This window comes from Thermostichus sp. MS-CIW-36 (genome assembly GCF_054059035.1).
The window spans coordinates 22,448-43,720 of sequence record NZ_JBSSBR010000020.1; the positions used below are offsets into that span (position 1 = coordinate 22,448).

24 protein-coding genes are annotated in these 21,273 nt (G+C 58.4%); 8 read left to right on the forward strand and 16 right to left on the reverse strand.

Annotated elements, in window-relative coordinates; all coding sequences use genetic code 11:
- Nucleotides 1-9 precede the first annotated feature (9 nt).
- On the reverse strand, nucleotides 10-1,797 hold the full coding sequence (modB, locus tag ACVWVQ_RS09605; protein ID WP_457508190.1) for a molybdate ABC transporter permease subunit: 1,788 nt from the start codon (nucleotides 1,795-1,797) through the stop codon (nucleotides 10-12).
- Between the two features lie 37 nt (nucleotides 1,798-1,834).
- A complete protein-coding gene (gene modA, locus ACVWVQ_RS09610; RefSeq protein ID WP_041436131.1) occupies nucleotides 1,835-2,596 on the reverse strand; it encodes a molybdate ABC transporter substrate-binding protein in 762 nt (253 codons plus the stop codon).
- Nucleotides 2,597-2,851: 255 nt separating this feature from the next.
- On the opposite strand from modA, the gene ACVWVQ_RS09615 reads away from it, so the two are divergent.
- On the forward strand, nucleotides 2,852-3,061 hold the full coding sequence (locus ACVWVQ_RS09615) for a TOBE domain-containing protein (RefSeq protein WP_414373910.1): 210 nt from the start codon (nucleotides 2,852-2,854) through the stop codon (nucleotides 3,059-3,061).
- Nucleotides 3,062-3,089: 28 nt separating this feature from the next.
- On the opposite strand, the gene ACVWVQ_RS09620 is transcribed toward ACVWVQ_RS09615, so the two are convergent.
- The 14 genes from ACVWVQ_RS09620 to ACVWVQ_RS09685 form a co-directional block, all read right to left on the reverse strand.
- Nucleotides 3,090-4,742: a helix-turn-helix domain-containing protein gene (locus ACVWVQ_RS09620; protein ID WP_414407054.1), complete on the reverse strand. Its 1,653-nt coding sequence runs from the start codon at nucleotides 4,740-4,742 to the stop codon at nucleotides 3,090-3,092.
- Between the two features lie 343 nt (nucleotides 4,743-5,085).
- Nucleotides 5,086-5,343, reverse strand: coding sequence for a hypothetical protein (locus tag ACVWVQ_RS09625; protein ID WP_011430669.1), 258 nt, complete (start codon nucleotides 5,341-5,343; stop codon nucleotides 5,086-5,088).
- A gap of 99 nt (nucleotides 5,344-5,442) precedes the next feature.
- Nucleotides 5,443-5,769, reverse strand: coding sequence for a ferrous iron transport protein A (locus tag ACVWVQ_RS09630; RefSeq protein WP_457502046.1), 327 nt, complete (start codon nucleotides 5,767-5,769; stop codon nucleotides 5,443-5,445).
- 80 nt (nucleotides 5,770-5,849) lie between these two features.
- A complete protein-coding gene (locus ACVWVQ_RS09635; protein WP_414412557.1) occupies nucleotides 5,850-6,149 on the reverse strand; it encodes a 2Fe-2S iron-sulfur cluster-binding protein in 300 nt (99 codons plus the stop codon).
- A 42-nt stretch (nucleotides 6,150-6,191) separates the two neighbouring features.
- On the reverse strand, nucleotides 6,192-6,557 hold the full coding sequence (nifW, locus tag ACVWVQ_RS09640; protein WP_414355663.1) for a nitrogenase-stabilizing/protective protein NifW: 366 nt from the start codon (nucleotides 6,555-6,557) through the stop codon (nucleotides 6,192-6,194).
- Nucleotides 6,554-6,817, reverse strand: a complete 264-nt coding sequence (locus tag ACVWVQ_RS09645; protein WP_414416376.1) for a CCE_0567 family metalloprotein — start codon at nucleotides 6,815-6,817, stop codon at nucleotides 6,554-6,556. The genes nifW and ACVWVQ_RS09645 overlap by 4 nt, the downstream gene beginning before the upstream one ends.
- Before the next feature lie 66 nt (nucleotides 6,818-6,883).
- Nucleotides 6,884-7,339 carry a NifX-associated nitrogen fixation protein gene (locus ACVWVQ_RS09650; RefSeq protein WP_414373906.1) on the reverse strand — a complete coding sequence of 152 codons (456 nt, stop codon included), beginning with the start codon at nucleotides 7,337-7,339 and terminating at the stop codon, nucleotides 6,884-6,886.
- Complete coding sequence (gene nifX / locus ACVWVQ_RS09655) at nucleotides 7,336-7,752, reverse strand: nitrogen fixation protein NifX (RefSeq protein ID WP_457508193.1); 417 nt, start codon at nucleotides 7,750-7,752, stop codon at nucleotides 7,336-7,338. The genes ACVWVQ_RS09650 and nifX overlap by 4 nt, the downstream gene beginning before the upstream one ends.
- 74 nt (nucleotides 7,753-7,826) lie before the next feature.
- Complete coding sequence (gene nifN / locus ACVWVQ_RS09660; protein WP_099887422.1) at nucleotides 7,827-9,164, reverse strand: nitrogenase iron-molybdenum cofactor biosynthesis protein NifN; 1,338 nt, start codon at nucleotides 9,162-9,164, stop codon at nucleotides 7,827-7,829.
- Nucleotides 9,152-10,558: a nitrogenase iron-molybdenum cofactor biosynthesis protein NifE gene (nifE, locus tag ACVWVQ_RS09665; RefSeq protein WP_457508195.1), complete on the reverse strand. Its 1,407-nt coding sequence runs from the start codon at nucleotides 10,556-10,558 to the stop codon at nucleotides 9,152-9,154. The genes nifN and nifE overlap by 13 nt, the downstream gene beginning before the upstream one ends.
- Nucleotides 10,549-10,908 (reverse strand): Mo-dependent nitrogenase C-terminal domain-containing protein, encoded by a 360-nt coding sequence (locus ACVWVQ_RS09670; RefSeq protein ID WP_011430660.1) that lies wholly within the window; start codon nucleotides 10,906-10,908, stop codon nucleotides 10,549-10,551. Before ACVWVQ_RS09670 ends, nifE begins: the two co-directional genes overlap by 10 nt.
- A 3-nt stretch (nucleotides 10,909-10,911) precedes the next feature.
- The gene (locus ACVWVQ_RS09675) at nucleotides 10,912-11,136 is read right to left on the reverse strand and encodes a DUF2949 domain-containing protein (RefSeq protein WP_011430659.1); all 225 of its coding nucleotides are present in this window, start codon (nucleotides 11,134-11,136) and stop codon (nucleotides 10,912-10,914) included.
- A 42-nt stretch (nucleotides 11,137-11,178) separates the two neighbouring features.
- Nucleotides 11,179-11,724, reverse strand: coding sequence for a ferritin-like domain-containing protein (locus ACVWVQ_RS09680; RefSeq protein ID WP_457508197.1), 546 nt, complete (start codon nucleotides 11,722-11,724; stop codon nucleotides 11,179-11,181).
- Between the two features lie 54 nt (nucleotides 11,725-11,778).
- Nucleotides 11,779-12,072 (reverse strand): Asr1405/Asl0597 family protein, encoded by a 294-nt coding sequence (locus tag ACVWVQ_RS09685; RefSeq protein WP_011430657.1) that lies wholly within the window; start codon nucleotides 12,070-12,072, stop codon nucleotides 11,779-11,781.
- 771 nt (nucleotides 12,073-12,843) lie between these two features.
- Here ACVWVQ_RS09685 and nifB point away from each other — a divergent pair.
- The 7 genes from nifB (at nucleotide 12,844) to nifK (ending at nucleotide 21,117) form a co-directional block, all read left to right on the forward strand.
- Nucleotides 12,844-14,280: a nitrogenase cofactor biosynthesis protein NifB gene (gene nifB / locus ACVWVQ_RS09690; protein ID WP_011432078.1), complete on the forward strand. Its 1,437-nt coding sequence runs from the start codon at nucleotides 12,844-12,846 to the stop codon at nucleotides 14,278-14,280.
- Between the two features lie 25 nt (nucleotides 14,281-14,305).
- Nucleotides 14,306-14,599 carry a ferredoxin III, nif-specific gene (fdxB, locus tag ACVWVQ_RS09695; RefSeq protein ID WP_011432079.1) on the forward strand — a complete coding sequence of 98 codons (294 nt, stop codon included), beginning with the start codon at nucleotides 14,306-14,308 and terminating at the stop codon, nucleotides 14,597-14,599.
- Nucleotides 14,600-14,633: 34 nt separating this feature from the next.
- A complete protein-coding gene (nifS, locus tag ACVWVQ_RS09700; RefSeq protein WP_041438416.1) occupies nucleotides 14,634-15,833 on the forward strand; it encodes a cysteine desulfurase NifS in 1,200 nt (399 codons plus the stop codon).
- A 56-nt stretch (nucleotides 15,834-15,889) separates the two neighbouring features.
- Nucleotides 15,890-16,801, forward strand: coding sequence for a Fe-S cluster assembly protein NifU (nifU, locus tag ACVWVQ_RS09705; RefSeq protein ID WP_414355673.1), 912 nt, complete (start codon nucleotides 15,890-15,892; stop codon nucleotides 16,799-16,801).
- Nucleotides 16,802-17,078: 277 nt separating this feature from the next.
- Nucleotides 17,079-17,957, forward strand: a complete 879-nt coding sequence (gene nifH / locus ACVWVQ_RS09710) for a nitrogenase iron protein (RefSeq protein ID WP_011430651.1) — start codon at nucleotides 17,079-17,081, stop codon at nucleotides 17,955-17,957.
- A gap of 95 nt (nucleotides 17,958-18,052) precedes the next feature.
- A complete protein-coding gene (gene nifD / locus ACVWVQ_RS09715) occupies nucleotides 18,053-19,516 on the forward strand; it encodes a nitrogenase molybdenum-iron protein alpha chain (RefSeq protein ID WP_457465732.1) in 1,464 nt (487 codons plus the stop codon).
- Nucleotides 19,517-19,581: 65 nt separating this feature from the next.
- Nucleotides 19,582-21,117: a nitrogenase molybdenum-iron protein subunit beta gene (nifK, locus tag ACVWVQ_RS09720; protein WP_457508200.1), complete on the forward strand. Its 1,536-nt coding sequence runs from the start codon at nucleotides 19,582-19,584 to the stop codon at nucleotides 21,115-21,117.
- The last annotated feature ends 156 nt before the right edge of the window (nucleotides 21,118-21,273 follow it).

Below are 21,273 nucleotides of genomic sequence, written 5' to 3' on the forward strand. Positions count from 1 at the left end.
GCTCCAGACTCAAAACACCCTCAGATGCCGGGGATCCAACTGTAGCCACCAGGGGGATCCCCAACCTTCCACCTCTCGCCAGCGCTCCCGCCACACCTCGGCTTGCAGGTGGTAGTCCTGGCTGTGGGCAGGAGGGCTGCCCAGCTTAAAGAAGAGGGTCAGCCGGTGGGGGGTCTCGCTCCACTTCACCAGCCAAGCGGGAAACGTGTTGGGCAGCTTCCCGTCGGTCCGGAAGGTGAGGTGGTGGGCGCGGATGGCGATGTATTCTCCCGCTGGGGATCCCTGTACCTGCAGCTCACAGCCCCAATCCAAGGCCAGCACCCGTTGAGGGCCCAGGAGCTTGGCCCGCGAGATGTTTTTGCAACCCGTCAGTTGCGCCACACTAAGGCAGGGGGGAGCCTCAAATAGCTGACGCTTGTCCCCCTGGGCAATGATTCGCCCCTGCTCCATTACAGCCAGATCCCCGCAGAGGCGGAAGGCTTCCTCAATGTTGTGGGTTACCAAAAGCGTGACTCCCTTGTAGCCCGCTAGGATTTCCCCCATCTCCTGCTCCAGTTGGCTGCGCAGGTGGGCATCCAAAGCAGAAAAAGGCTCATCCAGCAGCAAGATCTCCGGCTCAGAAGCCAAGGCTCGCGCCAGGGCCACCCGCTGCTGCTGTCCTCCGGAGAGCTCCGTGGGATAGCGGTTTTCCCAGCCCTTCAGCTTGACCAACCGCAGCTGGGCCTGGATCCGCTCTTGTTTTTCCGCTTCGCTCAAGCCCGCAGGGATCCCAAAAGCGATGTTCTGGGCGACGGTGAGATGGGGAAACAGAGCGTAGTTCTGGAAGATCACCCCTACCCGTCGCTGAGCGGGGGGCAGCCGGATCCCCTGTTCGGCGTCAAACAACGCCCGCTCGTTGAGCAAAATGCGCCCACCATCCGGGGTTTCGATCCCGGCAATGCAGCGCAAAAGTAGGCTTTTGCCGGATCCAGAGGCCCCCAGCAAGCCCAGGGGTCGCCCATCGCAGCTCAGTTGCGCCTGCAGCTCAAATTGGGGCAGCTTCTTGTCAATGTCCACCCAGAGGCGGGGGGCCGGAGTTGAGAAATCCAGATCCCTTCTGGCCAGAACCCGCAGGGGGCGAGGGGGAAGCTGCTGCAGAGGCTGTCGCTGAAACCAAAGGTTAACTGCCGTCATCACCCCCAAGGACAACCCCAAGACCAGGGCCGAGCTGATGGCCGCCCCCCGCATATCCCCCGCCTGAACGGCAAAGAAGATGGCCATGGATAGGGTTTGCGTGCGGCCTGGGATATTGCCTGCCAGCATCAAGGTGGCGCCGAACTCCCCCAGAGCGCGGGCAAAACTGAGGGTAATCCCCGCCAGGATCCCTGGTAAGGCCAAAGGGATCAGCACCTGCGTAAAAATCTTGGCCCTGCTTGCCCCCAGCGTGCGGGCTGCCGCCACCAGCGTCGGGTCAATCTGCTGGAAAGCTCCCAGGGCCGTGCGGTACATCAGGGGCAGGGCCACCACCGCTGCCGTGATCACCCCGGCATACCAGGTGAAGATGACCGACAAGTTCAGCGAGGCCAAAAGTTGTCCCAGAAGGGTTCGCCGGCCAAACAGCAGCAACAATAGGAACCCCACCATGGTGGGCGGCAACACCAGCGGCGCCAACAAGAGGGCCTCGATGAGAGAGCGCCAGCGACCTCGGTAGTGCAACATCCCGTAAGCCGCCAGCGTCCCCACCCCAAAGGTGATGCCCGTGGCCAAGCCGGCAATCCGTAGGGAGATCCAAAGCGGGGATAGGTCGTAGTCGCTCATTTGGAGTAACTCATCCGCGCCATTGCAGAGGGATCCCTCACAGGCGGATAAAGCCGTACTTCACAAACACCTCTGCCGCTTCCCCTGAGGTCAAAAACTCCAAGTAAGACCGTCCGGCGGGAGTATCGCGCACCAATGCCACCGGGTAGATAATTGGCGTAATGGGATCCGCCGTAGCCACTACTCGCACCCGATTTGAAAGCTGAGCATCCGAGGTAAACAGGATCCCGGCGTCGGCATTGCCCTGCTCCACCGCCGTCAAAATTTCCCGCACCGTGCTGGCAAACACCATCTTGGGCCGCAGCGTCTCAAACACCCCCGCCTCGGTGAGAATTTCCTGGGCATAGCGTCCGGCGGGCATGGCCTGCAGATCCCCAATGGACAGAACCCGGATCTCTTCCGCCACCAAGTCGGCAAAATCCTGAACCTTGGTTCTGGCATTGGCAGGCACAATTAAAGCCATGCGGTTGCTGAGAAGATCTCGCCGGGATCCCTCCACCAGCAGGTTTTGCTTGGCAAGGGCGTCCATAAAAGAGGCGGCTGCGAAAAATACCACGTCCAAAGGAGCCCCCTGCTCCACCTGTTGCTGGAGAGAGCCGGAATTGGCGAAGTTGTACTCAACCTTGATGTCGGGATAGCGGGCGGTGAACAACCGGTCGATTTCCGTTAAAGCCGGTTGCAAGCTCACCGCAGCCCCCACCAAAATGGGCTGAGATTGCGCCAAGCCGGGAGCCGACCCCCACCTCAAAGCCAGAGCGGCCAGGATCCCCAGGAATAACATTGCAGTTCTTCGTTTCATAGCCATTCTTCTTTGACCCGTGACGACTTTCAGAACAGGAAAATCCACCAATCGCTCGGTACTTTGACCATTAGAGGTTGCAGTTTGTATCCCTAAGATACATAATCTAGACTATTGGCAGCCCTTCCTCCCCAGAGGCAACGATAAGCATCTGATAGTATTGAAACCAATGTTGAATGGCCATCTGCCGAGATCCCTTCTTGTTCAGTTTGGTCAACACCCCTGTTGCTTTAAGTGTTCAACAAAGGAGAAATCATGCAAATCAGCACTCGCAACTTGTTTAAAGGAACTGTAAAAAGCTTCCAGGTGGGCATGGTCAATGCCGAAATTGTTCTGGAAGTTGCACCAGGCATAGAAATAACAGCCATTATTTCTAAGCACTCTGCCGAACGGTTGGGTATAGCAGTTGGAAAAGAAGCGTATGCTGCCATTAAAGCCTCAGATGTGGTCATCGCCGTGGATTAGTGGTGGATTAGCAAATTGAGTGACTGTCCTAGACTTGCTGTTGCCTGGGATCCAAATACAGGGCTTTGATAAGGCGCTGGCGATCGTTTAGGCTGATCTGAAGCCGCCCATTCTCTACATCCCGCACCCAGCTCTGGCTGCGCCCCAGCCTCTGGGCCAATTCCCGCTGGCTGATTCCCTTTTGCTGGCGTGCCGCCGAGATATCCGCTCCACGCAAAGCTTTGCTTGAGGGGAAGTCTTTTGGGTTTTCGGGAGGGCCAGGGAGATCCGAGTCTGTTGCAACAGGCGCAGACTTTGCCCTACGCTGCCGCCGAGATCCCGATTCTCGGGTTGGGGATCTGGCTTCTTGAACTACTCGACGATGCCAGTCGGAGGGCAGATGAAATCGTTGAATGCGAGCCTGCATCAAGAGTCCCCACTTGCCCCGCGGCCCGGCAGCCGTCAGCAAGCCACCGTTGTTGGCATCTTCAATCCAAAAGTTCAATGCCTCGTCCGCATCCTCGGGCACAGCTTCCAGGCGAGCCCACAGGGGTTGAATGGAAGAAGGATAGGTGAGGGGATCGAACTCCGGCTTGAGGCCGTAGTGGTTGAGAACCTCCAGATCGCTTTCAAAGGTGCGCACCAGCCGTTTGCGTTCTTGGAGATTGAGATAAGCTTCCTGCAGTCGCTCTTCCCCGTAGGCCACTCGCATCAGGGTGGGCACCGTCAGACGCTGTTGCCGCCCCATCCTCACTTTGAACAACAGCCACAGCAGCAGGCGCATGGCTCCTTCATGGTGTTGCCAATGGCTCATCACGGCCTGCAGCAGGGATAGGGGCAGGCTGCTGTACTGATAAAAGGCTTGCCCCTGGCGGCACCCTTGTCGATTGAGAAAGTACCGTGTCCATTCGCCGGGCTGAATCGCCCAAGTCAGGCCCACCAGATGGTTGCAGCCCTGCTCATCTTTTTGAAAGTGGCGATGCATCTTGAGCAGCCTCCACAGAGGGCCAGCCGGTACCGAAAACCCCTTCACCCGCCCCTGATCCGGCCAATCGATGGAGACTTGAATCCGACAGAGCTGCTCTATCCAGGTCATGAACAGGTGGAGACGGGTCATCTTGCTCAGATCTTTACGTTTATCCCAGCCCAAATAGGACTCCAATTGTGAGTCGGTGAAAACAAAGGATTCCTTCCAGGGGCTATCCAACCCGGCGGCATAGGCAGCAAAAATAAGATGCAAACAGGCAGTTCGCACATCGATCGGAGCACTTTGTGGGATCCCGTCCAAACATAGAGTTAGGGTCAGAGATCCCTGGTTGTGGCCAACAGATTTCTGATAGCAAACCTGGTTATCTCCCTGCTTTTGCAGATTGAGAGATTGAAATTGAGATAGGAAATTGCAAGCTTCCCAGACCACAATTGACGAAGCAAAAGCCTGGCTATGGCCGTTCAAAAATAGAGGTGGACTGCTGCGAATGCGGGCCGTGACCGTGCGGTTGCGCCCCTTCATGGCTTCATAAGGCTGCGGGGCAGAACCGGGACACAGGCTAACGCACTGAGGTTCTGGGAAGAAACCTTCGCAGTCATTGCACAACAGAGGATTAATCCAGTATTCCCCATCCTGAACAACAATAGCTTTCGTAGGACAGCTATCTACACAAGCGTTGCAACCGATACAATCCCCTGAGATTTGATAAGCCATAGCCCTCAAACTCCATAACGTTTCCCTGTAGCTCTCCCTCGTTCACACCTGCTATCGCATCTGCGCAACCCTAAACCCGGCCATGGAGACCTTCCTCGCAAAGCCGTGGCAGCCCGGCGAGAGACCTTAGTTTAAGGTCTGTTTCCTAAGCTCAATTCGTGAACTGGATTGAACGATACCTCAAAAGATCCCCGGCAGGCCAGGGAGATTTGGTCTAGGGTGAACCTTCTGGAAAGCTTTGTTTTCTCTTAACTTCTAATGTTTGCAGTGAACTTTTGAGATGGCTTTGCAGGCTACTCCTCCCCCCTTGAGAGCCTTTTAGGGATCCGAACTGCAACAAGTGTCAGGCGAAACGCTCAATAACCAAGCCGACACAAGGTCGTCCGCCCACCCAATACGCCGATTCATCGGCCAGGTTGTGGCTTGGCTCCAGATGCCAACCCAAGGGATTGGGTTCTAGCTCCAGCGCCCGCACGATTTCCTCTGGGCTGAGCCCTGTGCAGAGTTGAATGTGTTGCAACTTGGGAAATGGCTTTTCCACAAGGCTAAGCTCTTCAGCAGCTTTAAGGATGGAGCCCAGGTGCAACAAACAGGTGTTCATGGCTTTGCTCCCAAATCAAGATAGGTTATGAAGAGATGAGCTTCCCTTACTTTGAGTGTCCCTCATTACAGGTTAAAAATTGGGTAAATAGACTACATTTTAGAAGGCTCTTGGCAAATTTAAGATTGTTTTCTTATTCGGTTCTTGGGGAGGCGCTAGGGTGCAACGGGGATCCATGTAAACCCAGATGGGTTTAGCTAAATGAGCAGGAAGGGAAAGTTGGCCACTGGGTAGGAGTAGGATCCACTCAGGGTGACGTTGGATAACCTGGAGATAGGTACCTGGAGTGAGACCCATTTGCTGCAATTGGGCGCAAGCAGCTTCGGATCCGCGCAGTTGGTAGATGCGACCTTCTTCTCCAACCTTCATGAGTTGGAGAGGAGATATGGTTATTGAGATCTTAGGGACGGTGGGCGGTGCCAACATATAGGGATCCCTAATTCTAGAAAAAAATAGAAAAAAGGCTGCTTAAGCCTATCGGCGAGCAACTGGAGAGCAGCCGTCTATCAAACCAAGTAAGCTTCCTGGTGAGTGCGAATCGTACAATTGGAGCGAGGTCTGGCCACGCAGAGCAGCACAAATCCTTTGGCTATTTGCTCCTCATCCAGAAAGGTTTGCTCCGATTGATCGACTTCTCCTTCTACCACTTTGGCCACGCAAGAGGAACAACTACCGGAGCGGCAGGAAGAGGGCAAGTCCACATCTTGATCCTCAGCCGCTTCTAGGATGGTTGAATCTTCATCTACTGAGATATAGGTATCAAGCTGTCGTTTTGGGTTAACCAAGTGAACTGTGTAGGTAGCCATGATGGAGTCTCCAGAGAGCTGACGAGGGGTAAACAAGGGAGCTTAGGCAGGGATCCCAGGGCTGCATTCGCCCCGCTCTCCCAAAGAGCTGCAGCCGGCACAGCCGCCGACAGCATCTGGACAACCGTAGTCTTGAAAGACTCGGAATAGCTTCTCCTGCTGCGGAGTAGAGGTGAGAAAGGTTTGGTACGCTTTTTCCAGCGCTTGCCGAGCTTGCTCCAATCGCTCTTCTTCGCTGCCCTGGAAACACTCCAGAGGGCCTAGATACTGAGCGAATTTGCGTAAGATATGCAGGCGATTCACGTTGACCACCCGCGGATCGTAGGGGAGCTCGAAAAAAGCGAAATAATCCTCGGCATTGACTAGGGCTTGGAAGTCTTTCCAACGGCGGTTGTGGTTCCAACTCATCGGCAGGTCTCCAGGGTTTTCAAGCGTTGTCTGAGGGTGTGCAGCCGGGCAAATAGGGCGTAAGTGCGGGCTGCCAAGTCGGGGAGTCGCTCGAACCCGTCGGGTAGCCCCTCGGCCAGATCGTGCAGATCCATTTTCAGTTGGCCTGCTTTGCTGTTTAGGCGCTTGATCTCGCTGCGGAGCTGGTCGGCAGAGAGGTGTTCGAAGGGCTCGAAATCCAGGTCGTTCACAACATTCTCAACGTCACTCTCATTCAACATGGGCAAGGCACTCCTAATTGCTGAAGAAAAAGAAGAAAAAATGGCTGCCGGGACGGAGACAAGCGGCTACAGTCGGCCCACCTCAGGGTAGGTTCGGGCCAGTTGGATCCCTTTGTCGATAAGGGCAGTAGCTTTTTCAGTGAGCTGTTCGAGAGACTCGAAACCGAAGCGATGGGCGTCTCGCAGGGTGTTGACCACCAACAACAGCCGCCCTGAGAAGACCAGCACCCAACCAAAGCCTTCGCTGTTGAGATCCAGCACCACCTGAGCTAGGAGGCCCGTTTCCTTTTCAATCAGGGCGGCAATGGCGCGGTAGTAGATGAGAATGCGGCTCCGCACCCCGGGATCCACCTCCCCTTCGAGGGATATCTGGCGTTTTTGGGCTTTGGTGACGACAAAGGGCTTGAGCAGCAACTCATCACTCCAGGCGCGGTAGGTGCCGTAGGGATCCGCCGCCCGCATCTGGCGAACGATCTCTTGCAAGATGGGGCTGGTCGAGGGAGAGAGAGGGGTGACGGTCATGGCTGAGCCTCCACAACTGGAGTTGAGGACTCCGGTCTGCTGACGCGCTCGGCCAAGAGCACTTTGCGCAGCCAGGGGGGAGGGTTGTGCAGGGTGGATACCAGGCGCTGCAGCAAGCTCTCGATGGATTCTTCTTCCGACTGCACTTTGATGGGGGTGATGCGGCGGTTGATCAGGCGGGCGGCGGCACTGCTGCCAATGGCAGCCACGTAGATGAGGGTGACATCGGCCAAAGCCTGCAGCTTGGGCACCAGCTTGTCCTCGTTGCCATCTGCCTCCAAGTTGCCCCCAAAGGTGAGGGTCTTACAAAATCGGTAGCCTTCGGGGGTGACTTCGTAGAGGTCGATCTGGTTGGCCCAGCCAAAGTGGGCATTGACGTGCTTGCCGTCGCGGGTTGTAAAGGCCACTTGCATAGGCGTTCTCCTTAGAACCGTGAACTTGAGGGTTTAGGGGAGCTAGGGGGATCTAGCTCGAAGCTCTGGATCCCTTAGAATCCATGCCCAGAAACCTGGGGTGGGCTGGGGTGACGGGCTTCCTCCTGCTCCATCAGCAGGTTGCCGACAGCAAACAGTTGGGATAGGGTGCCGCGATAGCCCACCTGACAGATGTGGTTGGCCCCCAGCCGGTCGAAGATAGGGATCCCCATTCGATGCACTGGGATCCCCAGCCGCTTGCCCAGGCGCGCCACGTGGGAGTTGCCCACCAGCAGGTCAGCCCCGGGTGCCAGCTCCTCCAGATCCCCCAGATCTCCCACCCGCACTGCCTCAATGGGAAGGGTGGTCAAGTGGGGATCCGGTGTGGGACTGATGGCCGCCTGGATCTGACAGCCCATATCCAGCAGCCAGTCCACCCACCCCCAGAGCAGATCGGCTTCCAGGGCCAGGGCAATCCGCTGGTTGCCGAAGAAAAAGTGGCAGTCCAGGAGGGCATCCTGGACTTGGCTGCGCTGGCGGCGGTAGCGCAGGGGCACCGGCTGTTGGCTGTAGTCGGCCAAGGTTGCCAAAAAGGGATCCACAGCCTTGAGACCGGTCAGGTGGGGGAAAACCCGATAGGGGGTGCCAAAGCGCTGGGCCAGGATCTGAGCGGCAGGGCGCATGCTCTCGCCGACAGCTATGGTGAGGCCGGAACGCCCGAGCTGGCGCAATTGCTCAAGGGTGGTGCCGCCGTCTGGGGTCGCCCTAAAGCCGGTGCCCAAGTGTCCGTCCAGGGAACCCGCGGGATCCGGCACCAGGATCGGCTCTAGGCCAAAAGCCTCTGCCATTTCTTTGATCTCCTGGGCGTCGGCAGGGGTGAGGGCAGGCCCGCACAGCACCGTTACCTGGGCAGGGCGGACGGATCCCGACGGCGATTCCGGCAGGGTGCTGACCAAGCTGTTGACGGCGATGGCATAGCCGTCTTGCAGGGATCCCTTAAAGTCAGGCGTGGAGGCCAAGACGATGGGCAGATCCTGCAATTGCGGCTGGCGTCGGCGCAGCTCCCGCAGGATGCGCGGCATATCGTCCCCGCGGGTTTCCGTGAGGCCGGTGGTCAGAAGACCAATCAGCTCCGGCTGGGCCTTCTCCACCAAGGTGAGGATGGCAGCTTCGACATTCTCCTCCCCCCCCAAGATGGTGTCCACTTCGGACATGGCAGTGGTGGACATGGGAATGGCCTCGCGGAAATGACGTACCAGCAGCGCTTTGGCAAAGGCCGTACAGCCTTGGGAACCGTGGAAGAGCGGCAGACAGCCCTTGATCCCCAGAAAGGCCAGGGCCGCCCCCAGCGGAGCGCTGAGTTTGAGGGGGTTGACGCTGAGGGGCTTGCGTTCTTGAATCAACTGGGCCATCCTCCCACCTCCTTTGCTGCTGAGGTCTCCCAGGGGGCAGGCCGTCGCAACTGCTCCCAAATGGGACTGTGGAGGGCGGCATCGATCTCCCGCGCCAAGTTCACCAGGCCGCGATAGCCGGCATAGGCATGGTGCCGCTCCTGGTTGATGTCCAGAAAGGGGATGCGGGCCTTGAGGGCGGTGTACTGGTTGCGTCCGCCGGCGATGAGCAAGTCCGCTTTCGTGCGCTCCACCACCTTGAGCAGCTCTTGCGGGCTGCCCTTGTCCAAGAGAATGCCATCCTGGCCAAGCAGCTCGCGGATGCGGGCTTTGTCTTCTTCGGTGCTTTTGCGGGTGCTGGTGGCCGTTACCTGCATCCCCAGATCTCGAGCGGCGGAGATGATCGACCAACTTTTCACCCCGCCGGTATAAAGGACAACTCGTTTGCCCGCCAGCCGCTGCCGGTAGGGGGCCAAAGCCGCCTCGGTGGCGCGAGTTTCCCGCTCGATGAGGGCCTCGGTACGCTCCTGCAGTTCGGGATCCTTCAGCCCTTGGGCAATGGCCCGTAGGCAGTGGTTCATCTCCTGCAGCCCGTAAAAGGAAGCCTCAATGTAGGGGATCCCGTAGCGCTCCTGCATCTTGCGGCCCACATTGAGCAGGGCTTTGGCGCAGATGAGGACGTTCAGCTTGGCCCGGTGGGCGGTACAGATCTCGCGGTAGCGGCCATCGCCGGTGATCTTGGCCAAGATGCGGATCCCCAGCTCGTCAAACAGAGGCAAGACATCCCACAGCTCGCCGGCAATGTTGTACTCGCCGATGAGGTTAATGTCGCGGCGGGTGGTGTATTCCGGGGAGGCCGTGCCGATCACATAGTCCAGCAGGGCTTCTCCGGCCAGACGGTTGCCTAGGTTTTTGCTGCCCACAAAGCCGGGCGCATTCACCGGAATGACCGGGATCCCAAGCTGGCGGCTGGCCCGCTGACACACGGCCTCCACATCGTCGCCAATGAGGGCAGTTATACAAGTGAGATAGACGAAAATGGCGGCAGGCTGGTATTTGGCCTGCAAGTCAAGGATGGCCTGGAACAGCTTCTCCTCCCCTCCGAAGATGATCTCGTTCTCGCTCAGATCGGTGGTGAAGCCCACCCGATAAAGCTGGGGGCCAGAAGAGAGGCTGCCCCGCGTCCCCCAAGAGTTGCCGCTGCAGGCGATTGGCCCATGTACTAGATGGGCGGCATCGGCGATCGGCACCAGGGCAATCGAGGCCCCGTCAAAGGCACAGCCTCCCTGCGCTCCTCCGGGCTTGGCCTGCTCGGCACAGACTTTGTTTTTGCCTTTGCCGTCTTTCTTGTGGTTGTGCTCGCAGGCGGTCTCGTTGAGCAGCTCCGCCACTTTGGTTCGGCTGATCATGGGCATGATGGGATCTCCTGAGAAGAGGGGGGCTGGGGTTGAGCCGCAGCTTCGGCCAGATAAGCCGCCGCCCGTAGCCGCAGGGCGATGATCTCCTCGTAGAGGGGGTTGATGCGACAGAGGGCCGGAATGTGGACGGTGCGGGATCCCAGTCGGATATCCCGCTCAAAGGGACAGGAAGCCGGGATCAAACGACAAATCCAACGGGCCTGCCGGGATCCCCGAATTTCAATGCTGTTGAGCCAGCGGCGTGGCCACTTCAGGGCGGATCTGAAAATTGAGTTCAAAACCAGGCCGAGCCATCCCAAAGGGTTGCCGACTCTGGGAAAGGGAAGAGAAGGGTAGGGATAAGTCATGGCTTAAACCTCCGAATGGGTAGAATTGGTAACAAGAGGAGGGGGAGCACACCATTCAAAAATCTGCTCCAGTTGCTCCAAGGAAATCAGCCCGTAATGCCAAAGAATCATGGGCAAAGGGCCCTGTTCACACCCATGCCGTTTCAGGGCGAAGGTGAGGGCGGATTCCGGGATCCCAAGCTCGACTTGCAAAAACTGCAGCAGCGGCGCCCGATCGGGGGTAAGCATGGCAGAGTCTCCCAAAACGAGGGGTGGGCGTAGATGGGCAAGCTAGGATGGGGACAAGCCCAAAACCAAGCTGTCGGCAGCCAGAAAGTGGGCCAGGTGAAAGGCCCGTTCTTCCGTCCGCAGCAAAATCTGCTCGTAGAGGTGACGGGTGGCGCGATCCCCAACACTTTCCGCCAGAGCCGCCTGGCGACGCAGCAGATCGATTAGGCTTTGCTCGGCCCGCAAATCCGCTTCCAGCATGGGCCGCACAGCCAACGCATCGTCCCCTTCTGGGCTGAAGCAGCACAGCTCCGCCAGCTTGGCAAAGCTGGAGGCCGGGATCCCACCCAGGCCGTTCAGGCGCTCCCCCACCTCATGGGCGTGGTTCTGAACTTCCTGTAGACTTTCGTTGAAAAATTGGTGAATTGAGTAGAACTCTGCTCCTTCGACAACCAGATGGTGCTTCAGATACTGCAAATACAGCCCCTGAAGACTGGCCCAAGCCAGGTTGAGGCCCTCGCAGATGGGAACCGTGATCTCCCGTCCCAGGTGAACGGGGTTGTCTCGGACTTGTTGGAAGGAGCGAGTTGAGGGGGATGGAGTGCTCATTGGCGCTACCAAAACGAGGTGAACAGGAGAAGCAAGAAGGCAAACGGCAGAGGTTCAGGGGTGGTCATCCCCTCCTGCAGATCTCTCAGGGGGATCCCAGGTTTGGAGAGACCAGCAGCGATCCAACCAATTCAGCCAGCCAGAGCGGTCAAGGGCGAAAAGGCGGAGCACACTGTGGACGAGGAGGGCTTCGGTGGGGGTGCGAATCATCACCCACAGTTGGCCGGTCGGGGTACAGCCACAGGTCAAATCCAGCTCCTGCAGACGGTAGAGAATCCGCCAGCGATCGCAACGGGGCACCTGCAGCACTTCAGCCGTTTTCGGTGGGGGAGAAACAAGGGGGGACATAAGCTCACCGGTTGGGAAGCAGGAGGGAGTCTCAGCAGAGGGCAGAACCGTTGGGTTTCTGTTCCCCCGCTTATATCCCCCGCTTATAGCAAGCGGCTGCAGGGGCTCAGGCTTGGCAGCGGGCGATCAGGATTGATTGAGTTATTGCCGATGTACTCAAACCCTGGAAGCTTGGCCCAGAGGGCAAAAAAAGTTTTTCTGAGGGCAGGGGGTTGAGTCTTTTGCCCGCAGGGATCCGGTATTTTTGGGGAAGGGTATGGGTATTTGAGCGAGTACATCCCCCCTGTCACAACAAGAAAGTCCGACGGCCTGCCGCCGCAATAGTCTTCACTTCCTTGGCGAGGACTTTGCCCCAGGGGGATCTTTCCTCAAACTCAAACGGCTATTTTCAATACACTTTTGGGCTGATACGATATTAAATCGTAGCAATTGATGCAAAACGCAGCCGAGGCTGCGGCGCTTGAGTGCATCTGAGCAGATTTTTAGTATTTCCTAAGCATTGCCCCAAGCCCTTGTCGAATCAGGGATTCCGGGGATCCTCCCCACAGCCGGATCCCCCGCCCCTTTGGGTCAAAATACGGCATCCCCGGCCTTGAAAAACCAGACCCTTGACCCCTAAAAAAAGTTGGATTTGGCCTGCCATCAGGCTTTGCAGGTCTTGAGTACAAAGCCAATAAACTCGATCAGTTCTACCGGGCTGAGTGCAACGGAGCGGGCAGAGGGCGGTTGATATAACCGCCAGTAACGTTCTATCCCCTGGTTGACCCCACTATGCCGCCCCTTTCAACTCCGCCCCGCCAGGGATCCCCCTTCCCATCGGCCTGCGCTTGCAGCAGCAGCCCCCGCCAGGCTCTCCCCCCTCATCTGCAGCAACGCATCGCCACCCATCCCTGCTACAGCGAAGCAGCTCACCATCACTACGCCCGCATGCACGTGGCGGTAGCCCCCGCCTGCAACATCCAGTGCAACTACTGCAACCGCAAGTTCGACTGTGCCAACGAGAGCCGGCCCGGTGTGGTCAGCGAGCTGCTTACCCCGGCGGAAGCCGCCCACAAAGTGCTGGTGATTGCCGGCAAGATCCCGCAACTGACGGTGGTGGGCATTGCTGGGCCTGGGGATCCCTTGGCCAACCCCAAGCAAACCTTCGAGACCTTTGCCCGCATTGCCGAGAAAGCTCCGGATCTCAAGCTTTGCCTTTCCACCAACGGCCTGATGTTGCCGGACTACATCGACGAGATCAAACGGCTGAACATCGACCACGTCACCCTGACCATCAACATGGTGGATCCAGAGATCGGAGCCAAGATCTACCCCTGGATCCGCTGGCGGCGCAAGCGCATTCGAGGGGTGGAGGCAGCCCGCATCCTGCACGAGCGGCAGATGGAAAGCCTGGATCTGTTGCGGGAGGCAGACATCCTCTGCAAAGTCAACTCCGTCCTGATTCCCGGCATCAACGACACCCACCTGCTGGAAGTGAACCGGGTGATTCAGGAGAAAGGGGCTTTCTTGCACAACATCATGCCCCTGATCTCGGCGCCTGAACACGGCACCTACTTCGGCCTTATCGGCCAGCGGGGCCCCACCCCTCAGGAATTGAAAGCCCTGCAAGATCGGTGCTCCGGCAACATGCGGATGATGCGCCACTGTCGCCAGTGTCGGGCGGACGCGGTGGGCCTTCTGGGGGAAGACCGCAGCCAAGAGTTCACCAAGGAGCGCTTTATGCAGATGACCCCCGAATACGACCCCGAAAAACGCCGCCAGGTACAGGCAAGCATTGCCCAACTGCAAGCTCAGCAGCAGGCAGCCCCGACCCACTGGACAGCCGACCTGCCTCCCGACAGCCCCTCCATCCTGGTGGCCGTGGCCAGCAAAGGCGGTGGCTTGGTCAATCGCCACTTCGGCCATGCGCGGGAGTTTTTGATCTACGAGGTCAACGCCCGTGGGGCGCAGTTTGTCGGCCACCGCAAGATCCCGCAGTACTGCCACGGGGGATCCGGGGAGGACAACAACCTAGAGCAAATCCTGGATCTCATCAGGGATTGCCGAGCCGTGCTGGTCTCCAAGATCGGCGATTGCCCCATGAAGCGTATTCGCGAGGCCGGCATCGAAGTGGTGGAAGACTACGACCTCATCGAAACGGTGGCCCTCAAGTTTTACCGCACCTGGTTGGTCAACCAGGCCCTGGACAGCAAATCTTCCCGATCTTGAGACCTCATCTTTTGGAGACGCGGCCATGGCTACTGTAACTGCTCTCACCAAAGGCGGACTGCCCTGGATCCCACAGTTTATCGAAAGCCTGGATATCAGCCGCTGCCTCGGCTGTAGCCGTTGCCTCAAAGTCTGTGGCCGTGGTGTGTTTGCCCTCAGAGCCCTCAACGAAGACGGCGAGTTTGTCGACAACGAAGAGGAAGAGGAAAGCGAGCGTAAGGTGATGACCATCCTCAACGCTGCCCTCTGCATCGGCTGTCAGGCTTGCGCCCGCATTTGCCCAAAGCAGTGCCATTCTCACGCTCCGCAAGCCGTTTAACTTTGCCCAACCCCTATCTTGTACCGGAGCCTGTATGAACCCTGTGATCTACCTGGACAACAACGCCACCACCGCTGTGGATCCCCTGGTTCTGGAGGCGATGCTGCCCTATTTGCAGACCTTCTACGGCAACCCCTCCTCGATGCACAGTTTTGGCGGCCAGGTGGGGCGTGCCCTCAACCAAGCCCGCGAACAGGTGGCAGCCCTTCTGGGAGCCGACCCGACGGAGATCGTCTTCACCAGTGGCGGCACCGAAGGCAACACCACGGCCATTTATGCAGCCTTGGCAGCCCAACCCCAGAAGCGCCACATCATCACCACGCAGGTAGAGCACGCCTCGGTGCTCAACGTCTGCAAGCACCTGGAAAAACAAGGCTACCGCGTCACCTACCTCTCGGTGGATGAGCAAGGCTGCCTGGACTTGCTGGAGTTGGAAGCAGCCCTGACCGGCGATACTGCCCTGGTGAGCTGCATGGCCGCCAACAACGAGACGGGCGTGCTTTTCCCCATCGAGGCAGTGGGATCCCTGGCTCGCAGCTATGGGGCTGTTGTCCATGTGGACGCAGTACAGGCGGTGGGCAAAATCCCCCTCGATCTGCAGCGCCTGCCAGTGGATCTCCTCACCCTTTCCGGGCACAAGCTGCATGCCCCCAAGGGGATCGGCGCCCTCTATGTGCGGCGGGGCTTGCGCTTCCGTCCTTTGCTGCTGGGAGGGCATCAGGAGCGAGGCCGCCGCGCCGGGACGGAAAATGTGCCGGGCATCATCGCCCTGGGCAAGGCAGCGGAGCTGGCCCAAGCCCACCTGGGGGATCCCCATGAGCGGCTGCTGCGGGATCGCCTGGAGCAGGGCTTGCTGCAGCGGATCCCGGATGTCCAGGTTAACGGCCACCCCACTCAGCGGCTGCCCAACACCACCAACTTGGGCTTCAAGTTCGTGGAAGGGGAAGCGATCCTCTTCTGGCTGAACAAATACGGCATCTGCGCCTCCTCCGGCTCCGCCTGCACTTCCGGATCCCTGGAACCCTCCCATGTGCTGCGGGCCATGCGCCTGCCCTACACCGTTTTGCACGGCTCGATCCGCTTCAGCCTCTCCCGCTTTACCCAGCCGGCAGAGGTGGAGCGGGTGCTGGAGGTTTTGCCGGGGATCATCGAGCATTTGCGGGCCATCTCCCCCTTCAGCCACGAGGCGGAAGACTGGCTGCAACAGCAGGAACGGGAACTGGCTCGCCGCTGACCCCCCTCAAACTCATCTTCCCTCGACCGTTAGCATCCTCAACTCAGGATCCAGCCATGTGGGACTACAGCGAAAAAGTTTTGGAACTCTTCTACCACCCCAAAAACCAAGGGGCAATGGATCCCAGCTCCGAGCCTGGTGTTCGGGTGGTGGTTGGAGAAGTGGGCAGCATCACCTGCGGCGATGCCCTGCGGCTCTACTTAAAGGTGGACGAGGCCAGCGAGCGCATCTTGGCTGCCAGCTTCCAAACCTTCGGCTGCACCAGCGCCATCGCCTCTTCCTCGGCTCTGACGGAGCTGATCACCGGCCTCACTCTGGATGAAGCCCTGCGGATCGACAACCGCCAAATCGCTGACTACCTAGGCGGCCTGCCCCCCGCCAAGATGCACTGCTCGGTGATGGGGCAAGAGGCTCTGGAGGCAGCCATCTACAGCTATCGCGGCCTTCCTCTGCCTGACCACACGGATGATGACAGCGCTTTGGTCTGCTCCTGCTTTGGCGTCAGCGAGCAAAAGATCCGCCGCTTGATCCGGGAAAACCACCTCACCTCCGCTGAGGAAGTAACAGCCTACAGCAAAGCGGGTGGTGGCTGTGGTTCCTGCCTGGCCCAGATTGAAGACCTGATCGCCGCTGTTCTGGCCGAGACTGACGCAACCCCTTCAGAAGATTCAAGAAATTCAAAAGGGAACTCCCAAAACCAGACAGAGCCCTCTCCCGCTGCTCCCTCTCCCCTCACCACCTTGCAAAAGATCGCCCGCATTCAGGCCGTCCTGGAGGAGGAAGTTCGCCCGCTGCTGTTGGCCGATGGCGGCGATGTGGAGCTTTACGACCTGGAAGGGGATCAGGTGTGGGTGCGCCTCAAGGGATCCTGCACCACCTGCCCCAGCCAGCAAAACACCCTGCGGTTGCTCATCGAAACCCGCCTGCAAGAACAGGTGTGGCCCACCTTAACCGTGCATGCCCTCTAGTTCCCCATTCTCGATAAGCCTGAGAGCCCTATGATCTGCCCCACTGTTACTCCCCGTCGCTTCCCCCATCTCCTGCCTCGATTCGGGAGAGCCCCACCGTTCAACCGGTTTGCTTTTGGATTCCAAGGGATCCAAGGCTGCCTTCCCGCGAGCTGAAATCCTTTGCAGTAAGGATCCCGTCTCGCTAATGCGACCAGTTGCGCCCATTGGCAAGAGATTTCTAACCCTTAAGTCGCCCTCAAGTTTTTCCTCAAGTCTTCATTAGGAGAACTGAACCATGAGACAAATTGCATTCTACGGCAAAGGCGGTATCGGCAAATCCACCACCTGTCAGAATACCGTTGCCGGTATGGCCGAATTGGGACAGCGGATCATGATCGTCGGCTGCGACCCGAAGGCCGATTCCACCCGCCTCATGTTGCACTGCAAAGCCCAGACCACCGTCCTTCACCTGGCGGCTGAGCGGGGATCCGTAGAAGACGTGGAGCTGGAAGAAGTGGTTCTCACCGGCTACAGAGGGGTGCGCTGTGTGGAGTCTGGTGGCCCCGAGCCTGGCGTTGGCTGTGCCGGACGAGGCATCATCACCGCCATCAATTTCTTGGAAGAAAACGGTGCCTACGAGGATCTGGACTTTGTCTGCTACGACGTGCTGGGGGACGTGGTCTGCGGCGGTTTTGCCATGCCCATTCGGGAGGGCAAGGCCCAAGAGATCTACATTGTTTGCTCCGGCGAAATGATGGCCATGTATGCGGCCAACAACATCGCCCGCGGCGTGCTGAAATACGCCTACTCTGGCGGCGTGCGTTTGGGTGGCCTGATCTGCAACAGCCGCAAGGTGGATCGCGAGATCGAGCTGATCGAGGCTCTGGCCGAAAAGCTCAACACCAAGATGCTGCACTTCATCCCCCGCGACAATGTGGTTCAGCACGCAGAATTGCGCCGCATGACGGTGATCGAGTACTCCCCCGACTGCAACCAAGCTGACGAGTATCGGGCCTTGGCCAAAAAGATCATCAACAACACGGATCTGAGGATCCCCACCCCCATCTCTATGGATGAGCTGGAACAGTTGTTGATAGAGTTCGGCGTTTTGGACGACGACCAGAAAATCGCCCACCTCATCGGCAAAACCGAAAAAGAGCTGGCCCCTGTCTGATCCCCGAAAAGACGGGCTGGGGGTAGCTGGTTTCCTCCCTCAGCCCCCCTTCGCACTGTGGCTTTTATCCATGACACCCAATAGCTGAGGTTCTCATGACTACTCTGAAAAGTACCCTCAAAGAGGAAACCCGGAAAATCGTAACGGAGGTTCTGGAAACCTACCCCGAAAAAGCTCAGAAAAAGAGAGCTAAGCACCTCAACGTCTATGACGAGGGCAAAGCAGATTGCGGAGTAAAATCTAACATTAAATCCATCCCCGGCGTCATGACCACCCGCGGCTGTGCTTACGCCGGTTCCAAAGGAGTGGTGTGGGGGCCGGTCAAAGACATGATCCACCTCAGCCACGGCCCCGTGGGCTGCGGCTACTACTCCTGGTCGGGACGGCGCAATTACTACGTGGGAATCACCGGGGTGAACACCTTCGGCACCATGCAGTTCACCTCCGATTTTCAGGAGCGGGATGTGGTGTTTGGGGGGGACAAAAAACTGGCCAAACTCTTGGTGGAAGCCAGCGAACTCTTCCCCTTGGCCAAAGGCATTACCATCCAGTCCGAATGCCCCGTCGGCTTGATCGGGGATGACATCGAGGCAGTGGCCAAGAGAGTTTCCAAAGAAATTGGCAAGCCGGTGGTACCGGTGCGCTGCGAAGGCTTTCGGGGGGTCTCCCAGTCCCTGGGCCACCACATTGCTAACGATACGGTGCGGGACTGGGTTCTGCCCATTGCTGACAAGAAAGCGAAGGAGGGATCCCTCAACTTTGAGCCCGGCCCTTATGATGTGGCCCTGATTGGGGACTACAACATCGGCGGCGACGCTTGGTCTTCCCGGATTTTGCTGGAGGAGATGGGCCTGCGGGTAGTGACCCAGTTTTCCGGCGATGGCACCTGGAACGAGATGCTGCTTGCCCCTCGGGTGAAGCTGAATCTCATCCACTGCTACCGATCCATGAACTACATCTGCCGCCACATGGAGGAAGCCTACGGGATCCCCTGGCTGGAGTTCAATTTCTTTGGCCCTACCCAAATTGCCAAATCCCTGCGGGCCATCGCCCAGCGGTTCGACGAGACCATTCAGGCCAAGGCGGAGCAGGTGATCGCCAAGTACCAGCCCCAGAGCGAGGCTGTCATTGCCAAGTACCGTCCCCGCCTGGAGGGCAAGCGGGTGATGCTGATGGTGGGCGGACTGCGGCCCCGCCACGTCATCCCGGCCTTCCGGGAGCTGGGCATGGAGGTGATTGCCACCGGCTACGAATTCGGCCACGGCGACGACTACAAGCGCACCACCCAGTACATCGACGACGGCACCCTCATCTACGATGACGTGTCCGGCTACGAGTTTGAAGAATTCGCCAAGAGGTTGAAGCCAGATCTCATCGCCTCCGGCATCAAGGAGAAGTACGTCTTTCAAAAGATGGCTTTGCCCTTCCGCCAGATGCACTCTTGGGACTACTCCGGCCCCTACCACGGCTACGACGGCTTTGCCGTGTTCGCCCGCGATATGGATCTGGCCTTGAATAGCCCCACCTGGGATCTGGTCAAAGCCCCCTGGAAGTCTTAGCTTGCCGCCGGGATCCCAAACGCGAACGGCTCTTCCTTCCCCTGCCCCTCATTAGGAGACCGACCATGCCGCAAGATATCCAAGACATCAAAGATCACGCCCGCCTGTTTCAAGATCCGGAATATCAGGCGCTTCTGCAGTGCAAGCAAACCTTTGAAGATCTCCCTTCCCCAGAAGAAGTGGCCCGGGTGGCCGAATGGACAAAATCTTGGGAATACCGGGAGAAGAACTTTCAACGGGAGGCCCTGACGGTAAACCCCGCCAAAGCCTGCCAACCCTTGGGGGCCATCTTCGCCGCTGTCGGCTTCGAGGGAACTTTGCCCTTCGTCCATGGATCCCAGGGGTGCGTGGCCTATTTTCGCACCCATCTCACCCGCCACTTTAAGGAGCCCTTTTCGGCGGTCTCCACCTCGATGACGGAAGATGCGGCGGTGTTTGGCGGCCTCAAAAACCTGATCGAGGGACTGGAAAACGCTTACACCCTCTACAAACCCAAGATGATCGCCGTGTGCACCACCTGCATGGCAGAGGTGATCGGGGATGACCTGGGGGCCTTCATCACCACGGCCAGAAATGAGGGAGTTATTCCCCACAACTTCCCGGTGCCCTATGCCCACACGCCAAGCTTTGTGGGATCCCACATCACCGGCTACGACAACATGCTCAAGAGCATTCTCAGCACCCTCACCGAGCCGGTGGGCCGCACGGGTAGCAATGGCTACATCAACGTCATCCCCGGTTTCGATACCTACATGGGCAACTTGCGGGAGATCAAGCGCATCTTCGGCTTATTCGGGATCCCGCTGACCCTGCTGGCGGACAACTCCGACTATTTGGATTCGCCCAACGACGGCACTTTCCACATGTATCCCGGAGGAACCCCTTTGGAGGCGGCTGCCCAATGCCTCAACGCCGAGGCTACTTTTTCCTTCCAGCGCTACACCACGCCCAAGACCCTGGAGTTTCTAGCAGAGGCCTCGGGTCGGCCCACCCTGACGGCGCGGCCAGTGGGTATTCGGGGCACGGATGAGTTTTTGATGCAGCTATCCCAGTTAACGGGCAAGCCCATTCCCGCCGAGCTGGAGATCGAACGGGGCCGGGCGGTGGATGCTTTCACGGACTCCCAAGCGTGGATCCACGGCAAGCGGGTAGCCCTGTATGGGGATCCGGATCTGGTGATGGGCTTGCTCAGCCTGTTGCTGGAGCTGGGAGCGGAGCCGATCCATGTGGTGGTGACCAACAGCAACGAGGAGTTCGAAGCCGAGGCGCGGGCACTGCTGGCCTCCAGTCCCTATGGACAGGGGGCAACCGTCTGGGGGGGCAAGGATCTCTGGCATCTGCGCTCTCTGATGTTCACCGAGCCGGTGGATCTGCTGATCGGCAATTCCTACGGCAAATACCTGTGGCGGGATACGGGCACGCCTTTGGTGCGCATCGGCTACCCCATCTTCGACCGCCACCATCTGCATCGCTATCCCACCTATGGCTATGTGGGGGCGCTCAACCTCCTTAACTGGATTGTCAACACCCTTCTGGATGAGGCCGATCGGCGCAGCATCATCCCCGGCAAAACCGACATCTCCTTCGACTTAATTCGTTGATGGCCAGAGCAGCGGGATCCCAAAGGCCGGACTTTGTCGGACTTTGTCAAGGATCCCCTGCTCCAAAGACTCCACCCCGCTAAGAGGAACAGCCAAGCCTTACAGGAATCTGATGAATTCTGCGGCAACTTGGTTGAGCTTTCTACCCTGGACATG